This is a genomic window from Paenibacillus chartarius, from assembly GCF_042432825.1.
Classification (GTDB): domain Bacteria; phylum Bacillota; class Bacilli; order Paenibacillales; family NBRC-103111; genus Gordoniibacillus; species Gordoniibacillus chartarius.
The window spans coordinates 28,619-43,504 of sequence record NZ_JBHLWN010000062.1 but is presented as its reverse complement, the minus strand read 5'-3'; the positions used below and the strand labels follow the sequence as shown (position 1 = coordinate 43,504).

The 14,886-nt window shown below is 54.8% G+C and carries 15 protein-coding genes and 1 other RNA gene; 8 read left to right on the top strand and 8 right to left on the bottom strand.

Annotation, left to right across the window (positions count from 1 at the left end; genetic code table 11):
- Positions 1 to 84: 84 nt before the first annotated feature.
- A complete protein-coding gene (gene pfkA, locus ACFFK0_RS15300; protein ID WP_377471132.1) occupies positions 85 to 1,053 on the top strand; it encodes a 6-phosphofructokinase in 969 nt (322 codons plus the stop codon).
- A gap of 102 nt (positions 1,054 to 1,155) precedes the next feature.
- Here pfkA and ACFFK0_RS15295 read toward each other — a convergent pair whose 3' ends face one another.
- Both ACFFK0_RS15295 and ACFFK0_RS15290 read right to left on the bottom strand, forming a co-directional pair.
- On the bottom strand, positions 1,156 to 1,617 hold the full coding sequence (locus ACFFK0_RS15295; RefSeq protein ID WP_377471130.1) for a peroxiredoxin: 462 nt from the start codon (positions 1,615 to 1,617) through the stop codon (positions 1,156 to 1,158).
- A gap of 317 nt (positions 1,618 to 1,934) precedes the next feature.
- Positions 1,935 to 3,125: a putative glycoside hydrolase gene (locus ACFFK0_RS15290; RefSeq protein ID WP_377471129.1), complete on the bottom strand. Its 1,191-nt coding sequence runs from the start codon at positions 3,123 to 3,125 to the stop codon at positions 1,935 to 1,937.
- 195 nt (positions 3,126 to 3,320) lie between these two features.
- On the opposite strand from ACFFK0_RS15290, the gene ACFFK0_RS15285 reads away from it, so the two are divergent.
- Positions 3,321 to 4,490, top strand: a complete 1,170-nt coding sequence (locus ACFFK0_RS15285) for an MFS transporter (RefSeq protein WP_377471128.1) — start codon at positions 3,321 to 3,323, stop codon at positions 4,488 to 4,490.
- A gap of 74 nt (positions 4,491 to 4,564) precedes the next feature.
- Here ACFFK0_RS15285 and ACFFK0_RS15280 read toward each other — a convergent pair whose 3' ends face one another.
- From ACFFK0_RS15280 to ACFFK0_RS15260, 5 genes are all read right to left on the bottom strand, one after another.
- Positions 4,565 to 4,831 carry a Sec-independent protein translocase subunit TatA/TatB gene (locus ACFFK0_RS15280; RefSeq protein ID WP_377471127.1) on the bottom strand — a complete coding sequence of 89 codons (267 nt, stop codon included), beginning with the start codon at positions 4,829 to 4,831 and terminating at the stop codon, positions 4,565 to 4,567.
- A gap of 116 nt (positions 4,832 to 4,947) precedes the next feature.
- Entirely contained in the window at positions 4,948 to 5,145 is a 198-nt protein-coding gene (locus ACFFK0_RS15275) for a hypothetical protein (protein WP_377471126.1), read from the bottom strand.
- 153 nt (positions 5,146 to 5,298) lie between these two features.
- Complete coding sequence (locus ACFFK0_RS15270) at positions 5,299 to 6,126, bottom strand: YitT family protein (RefSeq protein ID WP_377471125.1); 828 nt, start codon at positions 6,124 to 6,126, stop codon at positions 5,299 to 5,301.
- A 188-nt stretch (positions 6,127 to 6,314) separates the two neighbouring features.
- Positions 6,315 to 7,004: a DUF4247 domain-containing protein gene (locus tag ACFFK0_RS15265; RefSeq protein ID WP_377471124.1), complete on the bottom strand. Its 690-nt coding sequence runs from the start codon at positions 7,002 to 7,004 to the stop codon at positions 6,315 to 6,317.
- 21 nt (positions 7,005 to 7,025) lie between these two features.
- On the bottom strand, positions 7,026 to 7,562 hold the full coding sequence (locus ACFFK0_RS15260; protein ID WP_377471123.1) for a DUF4178 domain-containing protein: 537 nt from the start codon (positions 7,560 to 7,562) through the stop codon (positions 7,026 to 7,028).
- 277 nt (positions 7,563 to 7,839) lie between these two features.
- On the opposite strand from ACFFK0_RS15260, the gene cshA reads away from it, so the two are divergent.
- The 4 genes from cshA to fsa all read left to right on the top strand — a co-directional run bounded on the left by cshA (position 7,840) and on the right by fsa (position 11,463).
- Positions 7,840 to 9,414 (top strand): degradosome RNA helicase CshA, encoded by a 1,575-nt coding sequence (gene cshA, locus ACFFK0_RS15255; RefSeq protein WP_377471122.1) that lies wholly within the window; start codon positions 7,840 to 7,842, stop codon positions 9,412 to 9,414.
- Between the two features lie 226 nt (positions 9,415 to 9,640).
- Complete coding sequence (locus tag ACFFK0_RS15250; protein ID WP_377471121.1) at positions 9,641 to 10,411, top strand: YesL family protein; 771 nt, start codon at positions 9,641 to 9,643, stop codon at positions 10,409 to 10,411.
- Positions 10,412 to 10,481: 70 nt separating this feature from the next.
- Positions 10,482 to 10,665, top strand: a non-coding RNA gene (ssrS, locus tag ACFFK0_RS15245) — 6S RNA.
- 141 nt (positions 10,666 to 10,806) lie between these two features.
- Positions 10,807 to 11,463, top strand: coding sequence for a fructose-6-phosphate aldolase (fsa, locus tag ACFFK0_RS15240; RefSeq protein WP_377471120.1), 657 nt, complete (start codon positions 10,807 to 10,809; stop codon positions 11,461 to 11,463).
- A gap of 76 nt (positions 11,464 to 11,539) precedes the next feature.
- Here the strand turns inward: fsa and xylB are convergent, their stop codons facing one another.
- Positions 11,540 to 13,075 (bottom strand): xylulokinase, encoded by a 1,536-nt coding sequence (xylB, locus tag ACFFK0_RS15235; RefSeq protein ID WP_377471119.1) that lies wholly within the window; start codon positions 13,073 to 13,075, stop codon positions 11,540 to 11,542.
- Positions 13,076 to 13,177: 102 nt separating this feature from the next.
- On the opposite strand from xylB, the gene ACFFK0_RS15230 reads away from it, so the two are divergent.
- Both ACFFK0_RS15230 and ACFFK0_RS15225 read left to right on the top strand, forming a co-directional pair.
- On the top strand, positions 13,178 to 14,362 hold the full coding sequence (locus tag ACFFK0_RS15230) for an ROK family protein (RefSeq protein WP_377471117.1): 1,185 nt from the start codon (positions 13,178 to 13,180) through the stop codon (positions 14,360 to 14,362).
- A 125-nt stretch (positions 14,363 to 14,487) separates the two neighbouring features.
- Complete coding sequence (locus tag ACFFK0_RS15225; RefSeq protein ID WP_377471115.1) at positions 14,488 to 14,871, top strand: DUF1499 domain-containing protein; 384 nt, start codon at positions 14,488 to 14,490, stop codon at positions 14,869 to 14,871.
- Positions 14,872 to 14,886 lie beyond the last annotated feature (15 nt).

Here is a 14,886-nt window from a genome sequence, read left to right as displayed (position 1 = left end):
AAACAAGACCCTGGCCGAAAGGCCAGAGCCGATGCGGGAATTTTTATTCCGAGAGGCTTAAATTAATCTCAGGAGGGAACCATCATGTCAGCAGTAAAATCGATTGCAGTGCTTACCAGCGGCGGCGATTCGCAGGGAATGAACGCAGGAGTTCGCGCCGTCGTGCGCAGCGCCTTGTTTCATGGACTTGAAGTTTATGCCGTGCAGCGCGGGTATTATGGACTGATTCACGACGATATTCGTAAAATGGATCTGCGCAGCGTAGGCGATATTATCCAGCGCGGCGGTACGATTCTGCAGACGGCCCGCTGCAAAGAGTTTTTGACGGAAGAAGGGCGTAAGATCGCTGTCGACAATTTGCACCGCCGCGGGATCGACGGTCTTGTCGTCATCGGCGGGGACGGGTCTTATCAAGGCGCCAACAAGCTGAGCCAGCTCGGCATCAAGACGATGGGGCTGCCGGGCACGATTGACAACGACATTCCGTTCACGGACTTCACGATTGGCTTCGACACAGCCGTAACCATCGTCGTTGATGCAATCAACAAGCTTCGCGATACGATGACGTCGCATGAGCGTTCCTCCATCGTTGAAGTTATGGGCCGTCACTGCGGAGATATCGCGCTGTATGCGGGTCTCGCCAGCGGAGCGGAAGCGATACTGGTGCCGGAAGTTCCGTACAATATCGACGATATCGCGAGCCGGATGAAGGAAAATTTCATGAACGGCAAACGTCACAGTATCATCATCGTAGCGGAAGGCGTTGGCCGCGGAGAAGATATCTCCCGTCAAATTACGGAACGCAACGGCATCGAGCCGCGCGTTACGGTGCTTGGCCACATTCAGCGCGGCGGCACGCCGACGCACAACGACCGGGTTCTGGCTTCCCGTCTCGGCGACTTCGCCGTACGCCAGCTCATAGCGGGCGAATCCGGCAAAGCCTGCGGCATCATTAACGGCGAGCTCGTGGCGACTCCGATCGACCAAGTCGTCGCCGCCAAGAAACCGTTCAACATGGAGATGTACGATCTGGCTATGCGCCTGTCTCAATAAAGAGTACGGCAATGAGGAACCAGCTCGAATGGAGCAGAGTCCTAATGCTAAAACGCCCCAATCCACTTGGATTAGGGGCGTTTTCATTTCGTTGAACGGCGATTACGATCGTGCTCCCGCCCGTTCCGCCGCTTCCAGTGCCGCGATAATTTCCGATGTCGGCCGGTTTCCTTTGCGGGCATAGGCAACGCGGCCGTCCTTGCCGATCACGAACACGACGCGCTGCTGTCCTAGAAAGGACAAGAAATTGACGCCGACATCGTACTGCCGGCGAATCGTTTCACCCTTATCCGAAATTAGCGGAAAATCGTACAGAAACTTGCTTGCAAATTTCCGGTGCTCCTCCAGGGAGCCCGGATTGACGCCAAGCACAAGAGCGTTGTATTTCGCATAATGCTCCTTGGAATCGCGAACCGCGCATAGCTGTTTCGTACAGATCGGCGTTTCGTCCTTCGGGTAAAAGATTAATACGACCGGCCTTGTGCCAATCGCATCGGCAAGCCGGATCGTTCCCTGGGTGCTTTCCGCTTCGAACAACGGTGCTTTCGTCCCCGCCTCCAACATACGAATGTCCCTCCATCTCTAGCGCCGCTGCGGCACATTTTCCTTATTGTACCTGAATTTCACACACGGCAACAGCAAGCGCTGCGAGCCAAGCGCCAGTCCTCTCGCCAAAACCTTGACCATCTGCTATCATAAACGGCGTATCATGCAATTCGTTCACGGTTCCGGGAAGTGTCGAAAGGGCAGTGGGCGGGCCAACGGTAATCGGTCGAACAATCGTACGCCGATACACCAATGAAGAGCGGCCCGCTTCTTTGCATCAAGCTGCAAGGAAGGGGCCGCTCTTTATTTTTTGTATGGATAAGCGGGGACTTGGTTTAAAATTTTGCATCAGCCGAATACGAGTTGCCGGCATTCCAGAGCAAATATTCCTCGACGCCGTTGTCGCGCAGCGCCCGGATTTGCTCCTCCACCTCATGGGCTCCGTATTTGATATGTCCCGGCACCCATGTAGCGGTAAAGTCTTGAATCCACGGTCTCACGATCGGCTTCAGCTGCGAGCCTAGCGGGTCCAGCTTCTTGTTCGTATCGACCATAGCGCCATTAATCGTTTGGTAAGGGGCGGCGTCAGGCACCTTGGCCCCGAACCAGCCGGTCGTATAATGGCTCGGATAAATCATCGGACAGATGACATCGACGTTCTCGGAAATTTTCTGGAAATCTTGCCCGATTCCTTCCGCAGCCGGAACGCTGGCCGCATAGCCGAAAATATCGACCGAAACGCGAACACCGAGCGGCGTCAGCTGCTCGCGCGCATATTTGACGAACTCCGCAACGGCGGCGATACGTGTGCGCTCATCTTTCGTATATTTGAGCACGTCCGCCCGCTTCTCGAAGCCTTCCGGGAACCGTACGTAGTCGAACTGAATTTCTTTAAAGCCCGCTTTCACCGCTTCCTTCGCCACTTCAACGTTATATTCCCATACTTCTTTGTTGTAAGGGTTGACGAAGCTGTCCTTGCCGTTATTCCACACGGATCCGTCCGGGTTGATGAACGACAGGTCCGGCCGCTTCTTGGCAAGAACCGTATCTTTGAATACAACGACGCGGGCGATCGGATAGATGTTATGCTCATTCATCGTATCGATCACTTTCTTGACGTCCATAAACTTCTGCTCGGCTCCCATCTTCTCGAGGTTGGGATTCCCCGTCGGATACGTGATCCAGCCGTTGTCGTCCTTCACATCGATGACCATGGAGTTCAGCTCGGTGTCGTCCATCAGTTTCACGAGCTTCTCAAAGCGGGCGCCCCCGGCGCTGTAAGCCGTAGCGTAAACGCCCTTGACCTTTGGTGCATCCTTCTGCGGATCCTGCTTGTTCGTCGGCGTTAAATAATCAATCTGAAAGCCGCCCGTGCCGCCGGAAGCGACGGCGGTTTGTGCAGGCTGAACGACCTGCGGCTTCTGCGCCTCGATCGACGCCTGCACCATCTGCTCGAAGGTGACGTCCGGATTACCGGAGGACACATTTCCCCAAATCATCATCAGTGAAGCCAGAAGTACATCCATTGCGTTGTCCTCTCCCATTCTAGCAGTCTATTTATCTATTATATGTAAAATAGAGCTACGAGCACATAGGTAATTTGTAGGACGGTGCCGTATGCTGTCGACTATTGGCAGGGTCTTCTCTTCGGCCGCTTTTTCGGTTACGATATAAGTCGGATGGAGATCGACCATACTGCAGTCAAAGGAACTTGCGCTAACATGGATAAACAATTGCTGACTCTACGCGGACTCAACTTCTGGGCGTATGCAACGAATGCAGTACTGCTCCCGTTTTTACCATTATATTTCGGAACCCGAGGATATACGTCTGCGGAAATCGGATTTCTGATGAACGTAGGTCCGCTAGTAGCAATCTTCGCCCAGCCATTATGGGGATATTTGAGCGACCGCTGGCACACGGTGAAGAAAATCATCCTCATCCTCTGGCTGCTAACGATTGTCAGCTCCGTCGGGCTGTTTAACGTGAGCTCCTATGCGTGGACGCTAACGTTTGTACTGCTGCTCTATTTTTTCCAGCAGCCGTCCATGCCGCTGCTCGACAGCATTACGATTCGATCGGTTGAGCGACGCGGTTCCTCGTATGGCTCCGTACGGCTGTTCGGCTCGATCGGCTTTACGATGGTATCGCTGCTCGGAGGCTCGCTGCTGGCGTTAATGGGGGGAATCTTGAAGATTCCGTATTTGTATTGGGCGGCTTGGGTCGTCCCGATGCTGCTGCTGATCCCGCTTCGCGACGAACCGGTGAGCGGAGAGCGAACGTCGCTGCGGACGATGGGGCAGCTGCTGAAGAACAAACCGTTCATGGGCTTTCTGGGCCTCGTCCTGGTCATCTCCATACCGCACCGGATGAACGACGTAATGCTGGGCTTGTACATGAAGCAGCTAGGAGCCACCGACAACATGGTCGGCTGGGCCTGGGCGCTCGCCGCCGTCGTGGAGATACCGGTCTTCCTGCTCCTCAATCGGCTGCTGCGCCGCGTACACGAATTTTCATTAATCGGTCTCGCTGCACTGCTCTTTTCGCTGCGATGGCTCGGCTATGCGGCTGCGGAGAATGCCTGGGTGCTGCTGCTCTTGCAAGCGGGCGCCGCCGTGACGTTCGCCGTGTTCTGGATTGCCGCGGTGCACTATACCGCGCGCATCCTGCCGGAGCATCTCGGCGCGACAGGACAGTCGCTCCTTGCGATGGTGTTCCTGGGTCTCGCCGGAATTACCGGAGGCATAGTCGGAGGGATGCTGAACGATGCGTACGGGGGAGGAAGCATGTACATATTTGCGTCCATTATGGCACTGCTTGCTGCGGCAGGATTTTTGGGAACGCATTTCGTGGCGCGCCGGCGTAAAGGGTGGAAGCCGGTCGGACAATAATCTGACGGTTGCTTGTGATGGATAAACAAATAAGCCCGCCTTTATCTCTAGCGAGAGAAGGCGGGCTTATTCGATCACGGCTGCCGATCTTGCTGCGGAGCGGGTTGTGCGGTCTGAGCTGCAGAGGCTTCCGGCTTCACATCCGCGTTTACTGTCTCAGCCGGGTTAATTTCTTTGCGCTGCGGCGCCGGCTCATCGTTACCGCCGTTACCGGTTGTTGCGTCCTTGAATTCGCGGAACATTTTGCCGAAGCCCCGTCCGAGTTCAGGCAGCTTGTTCGGTCCGAATAACAGGAGTGCGACGACCGCTACCAAAATGATATGCCAAGGCGATAAACCCATACGAGACACCTCCAAAGGTTATGGTTCTAGTTTACCTTACGTTTACATTCGATGAAACCAGTATTTATTACAAAAGAATAACATTTTGCGGGCCGAAATAAAAGAAAAAACGCCTTTCAGTGAAGAAAGGCGTCGCGTTGATGTTCCGAAATGCTGAATTGTACAATCTCCATTACGTCATCGACTTCAAGAGAATCGAGACCGTCCATCAAGACGATGTCGGAGTCAAGCTCCTTCTTCTTGAGGAAAGGAACCAGTTCTGGAGACAATTTCGAGACGATCTTGGACAATTTCACCGTTTCCACAGGCACCATCCCTTCCCAGTCGTTGTCGAAATGAGAAAAAAGGTCGAACCGTGAATCGCTTGCTGTAACCCAAGTCGCTATGAAATTTTACTACCTCAGTATAGCACATCTCCATGCTTGTTGTATGTACAGTTTTTGGATTTCATAGACCAACGCGTTCTCTTACTGCTTGGCGCGTCTGAACTCGCCCCAGACACTGACGGTCTCGACAATATTGACGAACGCTTTGGAATCGACCGCCCGGATGATTTTTTTTAATTCGGCGAGCTCATAGCGCGTGACTACGGTCATGAGCGTATAATGCTCGTTTTGGGTGAAGGCTCCTTCCGAGCGCATAACGGTAACGCCGCGCGGGATCTTGAGCAGCCGTTCGGCCATTTCTTCGCGCTTCCTGGTAACGATGAAGGCGGTCACTTTGACATGGCGGATGTGAATCATATCGACCACTTTACCGCTGATGAAGATTGCCAGCATGGAGCAAAGCGCCAAGTCCCAATTGTTCTTCAAATAGCCAAGAAGTACGATTACGACGCCGTTCAAGGCGAAGAGCACCGTGCCGAGCGGAAAATCGCGGTTGCGCGTCAAGATCGAGCCTACGATGTCGAAGCCGCCGCTGGAGCCGCCGATACGCAAGGTGATTCCGCTGCCGATACCGACGATAACGCCGCCGAACACGGATGCGAGAATCGGATCTCTAACGTACAGGCTGGTCGGCACCCATTGCATGAACAGGAAGGTGAACAACACGGCGGCAATGCTGTAGATCACGAATCTTTTGCCCATCACGACTAAGCCCCAGATCATAATCGGCAGATTAAAGATGAGGTACAAGAGCGAAATATTCCATTGGGTGAAAATGTATCCGACAAGCATTGCCACGCCGGAGACGCCGCCGCTGAGCAGCTCGTGCGGGATGAGGAACGTGTTGAAGCCGATCGCGACAAGCAGTGCCCCCAAAACGATGATTAGAGCGTCGACAGCTCTTTTCAAAGCCAATCACCTCTACAAGTAGTATGCAGACATTAGCAAGTATCATGCATAAAGATGGAAAGTTCCATACAAAACTAACCATTTGTCAAATAAAAGAGGCTTTATATTTGACGAGCAACCGCCATTGACCGTTTATCCGAATGAGAAAAACCGCCGGACAGCTCGATAAGCTGACGGGCGGCTGTTTGTCATTTTCGTTTTTTGAAGGTGCCGGAGCCTTTGCTGGTGCTCGGCTGCGATTTGTTGTAGGTGCTGGAGGAGCCGGCCCCGTTTGATGCTTTCGGTACCGAGCCGTCGTTCTTCCGCACGCTGTCGGCCGCTGTGCTTTTGCCTGTTGAGAAGCTGCCCGAGCCCGTGGTTGTATTCGGCTGGGTGGCGGCGGACGGCTTCGGCGCACTGTTCGCGCTGCTGCCGACATTCGGGTATACCGTCGTATAGCCCCGATAAGGCGCAGACTTCGGCGGGCTGCTGTACCAGCTGTTTCCTAGTACGGATTGGAGCAGCGCTGCGGTTACGAAGCCCTGCAGGAACGAAGAATCGTAGTTCTGTCTCGCATATTCGATGGAGTCGACTTCCACCAACGTATTCGCTTCGTTCTGCGGGTCCTTTTGCAAATTAACAATTTTATCCTGGTAAACCAGGAACATCTGATCGGCGGACTCCTTGGACTGTTCCAGCGGCTTCTCCTTGGCGGTAAGCTCGCGGGCTACCGTCGGTACGTCCTTGCCTTCAGCGCTGTATATTTTTACGACTTGGCTGCCTTGTCCTTCCGCTTTGATAAGCGGGTATTCACCTTTGATGTAGGAGCCGGCGTCGGTGCAGCCGGACAGGAGCGCAGCGATCAGCAGCGCGGCGATCCATGTCTTCATGCGTTTCATGCTGCTCACCCCTGGATCGAATTAACGGCCAGCGTGAAGAAACTTGACGTCGGCCGCCGGTATTTTGTTTCCTTGCAGAGCCACGAATTTGCCGTCCTGCCATTGCAGAAAGAAGTAGTCGTTATCTGCGCCGAGATAGCGCCAGAACAGCACGTCGTCCCCCGTACGGAAATCGGTATTTCCTTCCGCACGGGTCACGTCGCTGCGATGATGCTCCAAGTGGTAAGTGACTTCTCCGTCAATGTCAAGCTGGGTCGGGACGTTGTGCGGGTCATCCAGAGAGCCTTCCAGGAACGAGCATAAGAAAATTTCATTCGTTCGGCCTTTCTCCACGATTAGGCACCTGATCTCTTTGCCGCTTTGGATATAATAAGCGAAGCGGTGTGGCTCGAAGCCTCGGTCAAAATACACCACTTTGCCGGACACCATATACTGCTCCAAATCGACTTCAATGATATCGCCGGGACGACTATGCTCATATGGGTTAGGCGGTGATGCTTTAATCGGCTCCGGACGGTTGCTTCGCACGATACTGCCAATTCGCTTGAATATCGACATACGGTTTTCGCTCCTCTGACCATGCTTGGGATTACTTTGCTTAGTATTACGGGGAATACGGGCTGAGGTTTCATACATTTTGCGATCTTTGCCCGTTAACTGGCAAACAATATTTGGCTTGTGCTATAATAATCTAGATATTCTTAAGTTCGGCTTAAGCGATGAATGGTCATGCGGATCAGCTTGGAATACTGGAACCATGAGGTGTCGACCTTAAGGGTAAATACAGATAGAGGGGCAACACAGCCCCCTTTCAAACAAAGGAGATTGGATGGAGTTGAAAACATTCCAAGAGTTCGGCCTCGAGCCTAAAGTGCTGAGAGCCATTACGGAGATGGGCTTTGAGGAGTCCACCCCAATTCAGGAGAAGACGATACCGCTGGCGCTGGAGGGCCGCGACCTGATCGGTCAGGCGCAGACGGGTACCGGCAAGACGGCGGCGTTCGGCGTGCCGCTCGTGAACAAAATCGACGTGAACGAAGAGCGGATCGTTGCTCTCATTATGTGTCCTACTCGTGAGCTTGCGATTCAGGTTGCCGAAGAGATTGGCAAGCTGGGCCGGTTCAAGGGCACGCGTTCCCTGGCCATCTACGGCGGTCAAGATATCGTGAAGCAAATTCGCGGTCTGAAGAAGAAGCCGCAAATTATTATCGGTACGCCGGGTCGTCTGCTCGACCACATTAACCGTAAGACGATCAAGCTGGACGACGTGCAGACGGTTATTTTGGATGAAGCGGACGAAATGCTCGATATGGGCTTTATGGACGACATCACGACGATTTTGAGCCTTGTGCCGCAAAACCGTCAAACGATGCTGTTCTCAGCGACGATGCCTCCGAACATTCAGAAGCTGGGCAACCAGTTCCTGACGAATCCGGAGCACGTATCCGTTATTCCGAAGCAAGTTAGTGCGCCGCTGATTCAGCAAGCCTATATCGAAGTTCATGAGAAGCAGAAGTTCGACGCGCTTTCTCGTCTGCTGGACATGGAGTCGCCGGAGCTGGCGATCATCTTCGGCCGGACGAAGCGCCGCGTCGACGAGTTGGCTGAAGCGCTGCAGAAGCGCGGCTACTCGGCGGAAGGATTGCACGGCGACCTGTCGCAGAACCAGCGCGACAATGTCATGCGCAAATTCCGCGACGGCAGCATCGATGTGCTTGTAGCGACCGACGTTGCGGCCCGCGGCCTGGACGTATCCGGCGTAACACACGTCGTTAACTTCGACCTGCCGCAGGATCCGGAAAGCTATGTGCACCGTATCGGCCGTACGGGCCGCGCCGGCAAAGAAGGAACGGCCTGGACGTTCGTTACGCCGCGCGAGCTCGATCATCTTCACTTCATCGAGAAGGTTACGCGCCACAAGATTCCGAAGAAGCCGCTGCCGAGCCTTGCGGAGGCGCTCGAAGGCAAACAGAAGGTAACGGCGGAGCGCATTCTGGAAGTGCTGGACAGCGAGACGGCGGGCGAGTTCAAAGGCATGGCGATTCATCTGCTCGAGCAGTATGATTCCGTTAACTTGCTGGCAGCTGCTCTGAAGCTCCTGACGGGCGAGAAGAAGGATGTTACGATTGAACTGACGCCGGAAGATCCGATCCGGGCTCGCAAGCGCCGTCCGGACGTCCGCGATTCCGGACGCAAAGTCGGCGGCCGCTACGGTTCCGGTTGGGGCGACCGTCGCCGCAGCGAAGGCGGCGGCGGACGCAGCGACTACGGCAGCCGTGACCGCTACCCGCGCCGCGACGGCGACAACCGCGGCGGCGGCGGCGGCGGCTATCGCGGGGGCAGCGCAGGCGGCAACCGCGACCGCGATCGTGACCGCGCGCCGCGCAGCTCGGAAGAGACGCTGGTATAAACGCATAATGACGGGCTCCTCGTTTGAGGGGCCTGTTTTTTGTGGGAATATTTAGTGAAGTGCATGGAGCCGCGAAGACGGCCCAATTTGGGCGGTCTTTAGCTCTGAAGTGGTCTTGGGGCCGACGGCACGAGGAGCGCGGCTTACAACTTCTTGCTTTGGCGAATGAGGGAAAATCGGTTATAATGGGATAAGCTATGCCGTCGACAAGGGAGGACTGCCTGCAATGGAAATGAAAGGTCTTATGGGTGGGTTTTATCGGATTTCCGAATGGATCATGAGGTTGTCCGTTACGAACGTGTTATGGATCATCTGCTCGATTCCGGTGTTCTTTTTGCTATTAGCGGCAATGACGAGCCCAGAAGACGTATTTATGCAAACGTTGGTGCTTATCGCCATTGTATCTCCATTTACACTATTCCCGGCTACGGCAGCCATGTTCGCCGTCGCCCGCAAATGGGTCATGGGGGAAGGCGATGTGCCGCTCCTCAAAACATTTTTCCGAGGTTATAAAGAAAATTATTTGCAAAGCATGATCGGCGGCATTCTGTACGTTATCATCGGCGTCATCTTGATCGTGAACTACCGCTTTTATGTGTCGCAGGCGGGAACGCTTCAGCTGCTCTCCGTGCTGTTTATTACGTTCGGCGTTATTTTGATGGCTTCGTTGTTCAATTTCTTCTCGATTCTCGTTCATCTGCACATGAAAACGCTCCAAATCGTGAAGAACGCATTGCTGATCACGATCGGCAACCCGCTCGCGTCAGTCGCTCTGATTGTCATCAATGGTCTCATTCTTTACATCAGCGTAACGCAGTTTACGTTCCTGATCCCGTTCTTCATGGGCTCGCTCGTTTCGGCGTTTTCCTTCTTTATGTTTTACAAATCTTTCTCCAGACTGCAGCAGAAGCAGCAGGAGTTGGAGGAGAAGGAGCAGGAGAAGCTGGCTGTACAGACTGATCAGACCGAGGAAGAGGCGGATGAGGTCAAAAAGTAATTTTCGGTAACCGATCCATCGGTTTCGTGTTTACTTTCCCTTAACCCGGGGCTATAATAAGTCTACAAACCAAATCCTGCGATGTTCGTTACGGTTTTATCGTGTTTGAAACCTTTGAATATGTTTCTCGGGAGACCTATATTGCTGCGCGGCTGACCTGCCCTCGAAAAGGGACTTCAAAAGCGCATCTGCGGACACCCACCTGCTACGCAGGTTTCGAAACATAAAGACCGGACGGCATATGCGGGTTTTTAATGCAAATGAAAAATCGGGGCTATCCCCGATTTTTTTGTTTGTTTCGGCACATTCTAAACCTTGTCCGGTTATCATCGAATGCTTCCGCTTTGATCCAGGATGGAATCCGATCAAATTCTGCAGGACAAGGGAGAGGAATCATGAAGCTGTTCATAGACACGGCGAACGTAGAAGACATTCGAAAAGCGCATGAGCTTGGGGTCATCGCCGGCGTAACGACGAATCCGTCGCTGATTGCGAAAGAAGGCAGGGATTTCTTTGAGACGGTGAAAGAGATTATTTCCATCGTCGGCAGCCTGCCTATCAGTGCGGAGGTCATTTCGCTTCAAGCCGACGAAATGGTCGAGCAGGGAAAGAAGCTGGCCGCTCTAGGAGACAGTGTCGTTGTGAAGGTGCCGTTGACCGCGGACGGTCTCAAGGCTACGAAGCGGTTGACGGAGCTCGGCATCAAGACGAACGTAACGCTGATTTTTAGCTCTACGCAGGCGCTGCTCGCCGCACGTGCGGGCGCGACATACGTATCGCCGTTTATCGGGCGTCTGGACGATATCAATATGATCGGCATGCAGCTCATTGAGGAGATCAGCCAAATTTTCCGGATGCACGATATCCAATCGGAAATTATCTCCGCGAGCGTCCGTCATTCGGTGCATGTCATCGAAGCGGCGAAGCTCGGTGCCGATATTGCGACGGTTCCTTACAAGGTGATCGAGTCGATGATGAAGCATCCGCTTACGGATGCAGGCATCGAACGGTTCCTCGCCGATTGGAAAGGTGCGAACCAGAGCATTTTCTAACTAGAGCATGAAGAAGGACCTGTCTAACGGGAAGCTGCGCATAAGCTTCTCCCCATCGACAGGTCCTTTTTGTCCGTTAGTGCTGCTTCTGCGCCAAGTCGCTCAGCTCGTGCATGGCGCCCTTAAGCGCCGGATACAAGCTGCGGTACACTTCATAATAGGCTTCGTAAGCTTCAGTATTCGCGGCGATCGGCTCCTCGCGGGTGACGACGCGGATCCAGGCTTCGCACAGCTCGGGAATGCTTCGTCCGGTGACGCCGGAGGCGGCCATAACAGCGGCCCCGTAAGCCGGGCCGTCCGTTGAGTTGACGGTAACGACCGGGATGCCGAAGATATCGGCGATTAACTGGCGCCAGAACGGACTGCGCGCGCCTCCGCCGTTCAGCCGCAGCTCATGGACCGCAACGCCGGAAGAACGGATTAGCTCCAGCGAATCGCGAAGGCCGAACGTAATGCCTTCGATGACGGCGCGAGTCAAGTGCGCCTTGGTGTGACGAAGGTTAAGGCCGACGAAGCCGCCGCGGGCCTGCGGATCCGGATGCGGCGTGCGCTCGCCGGTCAAATAAGGCAGGAACAGCAGGCCTTCGCTGCCGAGCGGGGCCCCCGCGGCGCCTTCGGTCAGCAGGTCGTATACGTCACGGCCTTCCTGCTGCGCACGTTCCAGCTCTTCTTGTGCAAAATGATTGCGCCACCATTGGAACGATCCGCCGGCCGCGAGCATAACGCCCATGCGGTGCCACTTGCCCTGTACGCCATGGCAGAAGGAGTGAAGGCGAAACTCATCGTCCGCCGTGTATTTATCGTCATGTACGAAGACGACTCCTGACGTGCCGAGCGCTACGGAAGCGATGCCGCTGCGCACGACGCCAACGCCTACGGCGCCGCAAGCTTGGTCGCCGCCGCCGGCGACGACCGGCGTACCGGCTTGGAGACCGGTACGTGCTGCGGCTTCGACGGTAATGCGGCCGGCTACGTCAGCGCTCTCATACAGCGGGGGCAGCCATTCGATCGGAATGCCCAGCGCATCGGTGACTTCGCGCGACCAGCGGCGGCCGGCTACGTCGAGCAGCAGCATGCCGCTCGCATCGGCGACATCCATGCCGAGCTCACCGGTCAGCTGCAGGCGAACGTAGTCTTTCGGCAGCAGCAGATGCCGCACCTTGGCATAGTTGGCCGGCTCTTCGTCTTTCAGCCACAGCACCTTCGGTGCCGTAAAACCGGTCAACGCCCGGTTACCTGTCAGGCGGCCGAGCTCCTCAAAGCCGATCGTCCGCTCGATGGCGGCAGTCTGCTTGGATGTCCGTTGATCGCACCAGAGCAGGGCCGGACGAATGACGTTCAGCTCTTCATCGAGGAAGACGGAGCCGTGCATTTGTCCGGACAGGCCGACGCCCGCCACATCTTCGCCTGAGATACCGGTTTTATTCAGCAGCTCGCGTATACAGGACGCCGAACCTTCCCACCAGTCCTCCGGATGCTGCTCGGCCCAGCCCGGATTCGGCTGGAGCAGCGGATATTCGGCGCTGTGACTGCCTTTGACGGTTCCTTCTTCATCCACTACAATACATTTAACTGCAGAAGTACCGATATCGATGCCCAAATAGTATTTCATATGTCTTGTTAACCCTCCAATAACTTTGTTTATTGAATATACAAAGGCTGTGATATACTTATTCCATGCGTACTTGCAAATTCCTTCCGAAACGGTGACCCGATGATGAAAAAAATACCGATGACCGGTGACAGCTCCATGCTGAAGACGATGAATAAGACGACCTTGCTCCGGCTCATTCGCCGGCTGGCCCCCATATCCCGGGCGGAGCTGGCGAAGCTGACGAAGCTGACGAGGGCGACCGTGTCGGCGCTGGTCGAAGAGCTGATCGCGGAAAGATTCGTCACGGAGACGGGAATCGGCGCATCCAGCGGAGGACGCAAACCGGTGCTGCTGCAAATCGATGCTGAAGCCGGCTACGTCATCGGTCTTGATTTGCGTCGTACGGATGTGCTTGCGCTAGTAACGGATTTGCGTGGGGACGTCGTGCGGGAACTGCGGTACCCGCTGCAGGTGCCCGGTGATGCCGATCGAGTCCTTACGGATCTCGTTCATGTGACACGCGAGCTGAGGGCTGAGCTGCCGCCCAGTCCGCACGGCGTAGTTGGAGTGGGCCTCGGCATTGCCGGACTCATCGAGCAGCCCAGCGGGCGCATTTTGTTCGTTCCTGCCCACGGCTGGCGCCAGCTCGACTGGCGTTCGAGGCTTCAAACGGAGCTTGGGATCCCGGTCATTATTGAGAATGAAGCGAATTTGGCGGCCCTCGCCGAGCATGATATCGGCGCGGCGCAGCAGATTACGGAAATATTATACGTAAGCGTCGGAGCGGGGATCGGCGCCGGTTTTATCGTCAACGGCGAAATTTATCGCGGTGCCGGCGGCTATGCCGGCGAGGTCGGACATACGACAATCGAGATCGATGGGCGGCGCTGCTCTTGCGGAAACCAAGGATGCTGGGAAATGTACGCTTCGGAGCAAGCTCTTGCCGATGAGCTCGGACTCGCATACGAACCGGCCGTCGGCGAGACGATAGTGAAGCGGGCGGAGTCGGGAGATCCGGATGTGCTTGAAGCGCTGATTCGAAGCGGCGTTCATTTGGGCATCGGCATCGGCAACATGATTCATACGATGAATCCCCAGATGATCGTCATCGGCAACTCCATTGCAAGGTATCGCAAGTGGATGCAGCCTCATGTGGAAGGGGCGATTCAGGCGCGCTTTCCGTTTGTTCCGTCGTTTGAAGCTCCGATTCGGTATTCCGAGCTAGGGGAGACGGCGACGGCGCACGGGGCGATTGCTTATGTGCTGCGCGAGCTGCTGGAAAGACCGAATCGGATGGCGGGATAAGCAATATTTTGTAAGGAGCGCATGTTCCCTCTTTTGCTTGGCCGCAATCAATGGTAATATTAAGTTTAGTGCATCGATGATTGATGTTTCTATGTGCTGCTAGCTCGTGTAAGGGGGAAAAGCTTTTGCTTAAACGTACGCTTATCGGCATTGTGCGCAGCTTTGAATCGACCGGTGAGAAGGCCAAAGACCCGGCTCTCCGGACACGTCATTACAACTTGCCGATGGATAAGCTGTGGGACGAAACAATTACGCTCCTTAAAAAGCTGCCAGGCTACAAGCTGCTTCATGAAGTGAAGAATGTAGGGGAAATAGTCGTCGAGAGACGGACGATGCTCGGCCGCACGCAGGATGTCACCTTGACGCTGTTCAGCATCACCCCGGTACATAGCGCCATAGACATTTACTCGGCTTCCCGAGGGTCGCTTGGAGATTTTGGCTCGAACTACCGCACGATTCTAGATATATACGGGGCCTTGGATAAAAAATTGGCCGCCTACAAAAAATGAAAAAACAGCGAGAAT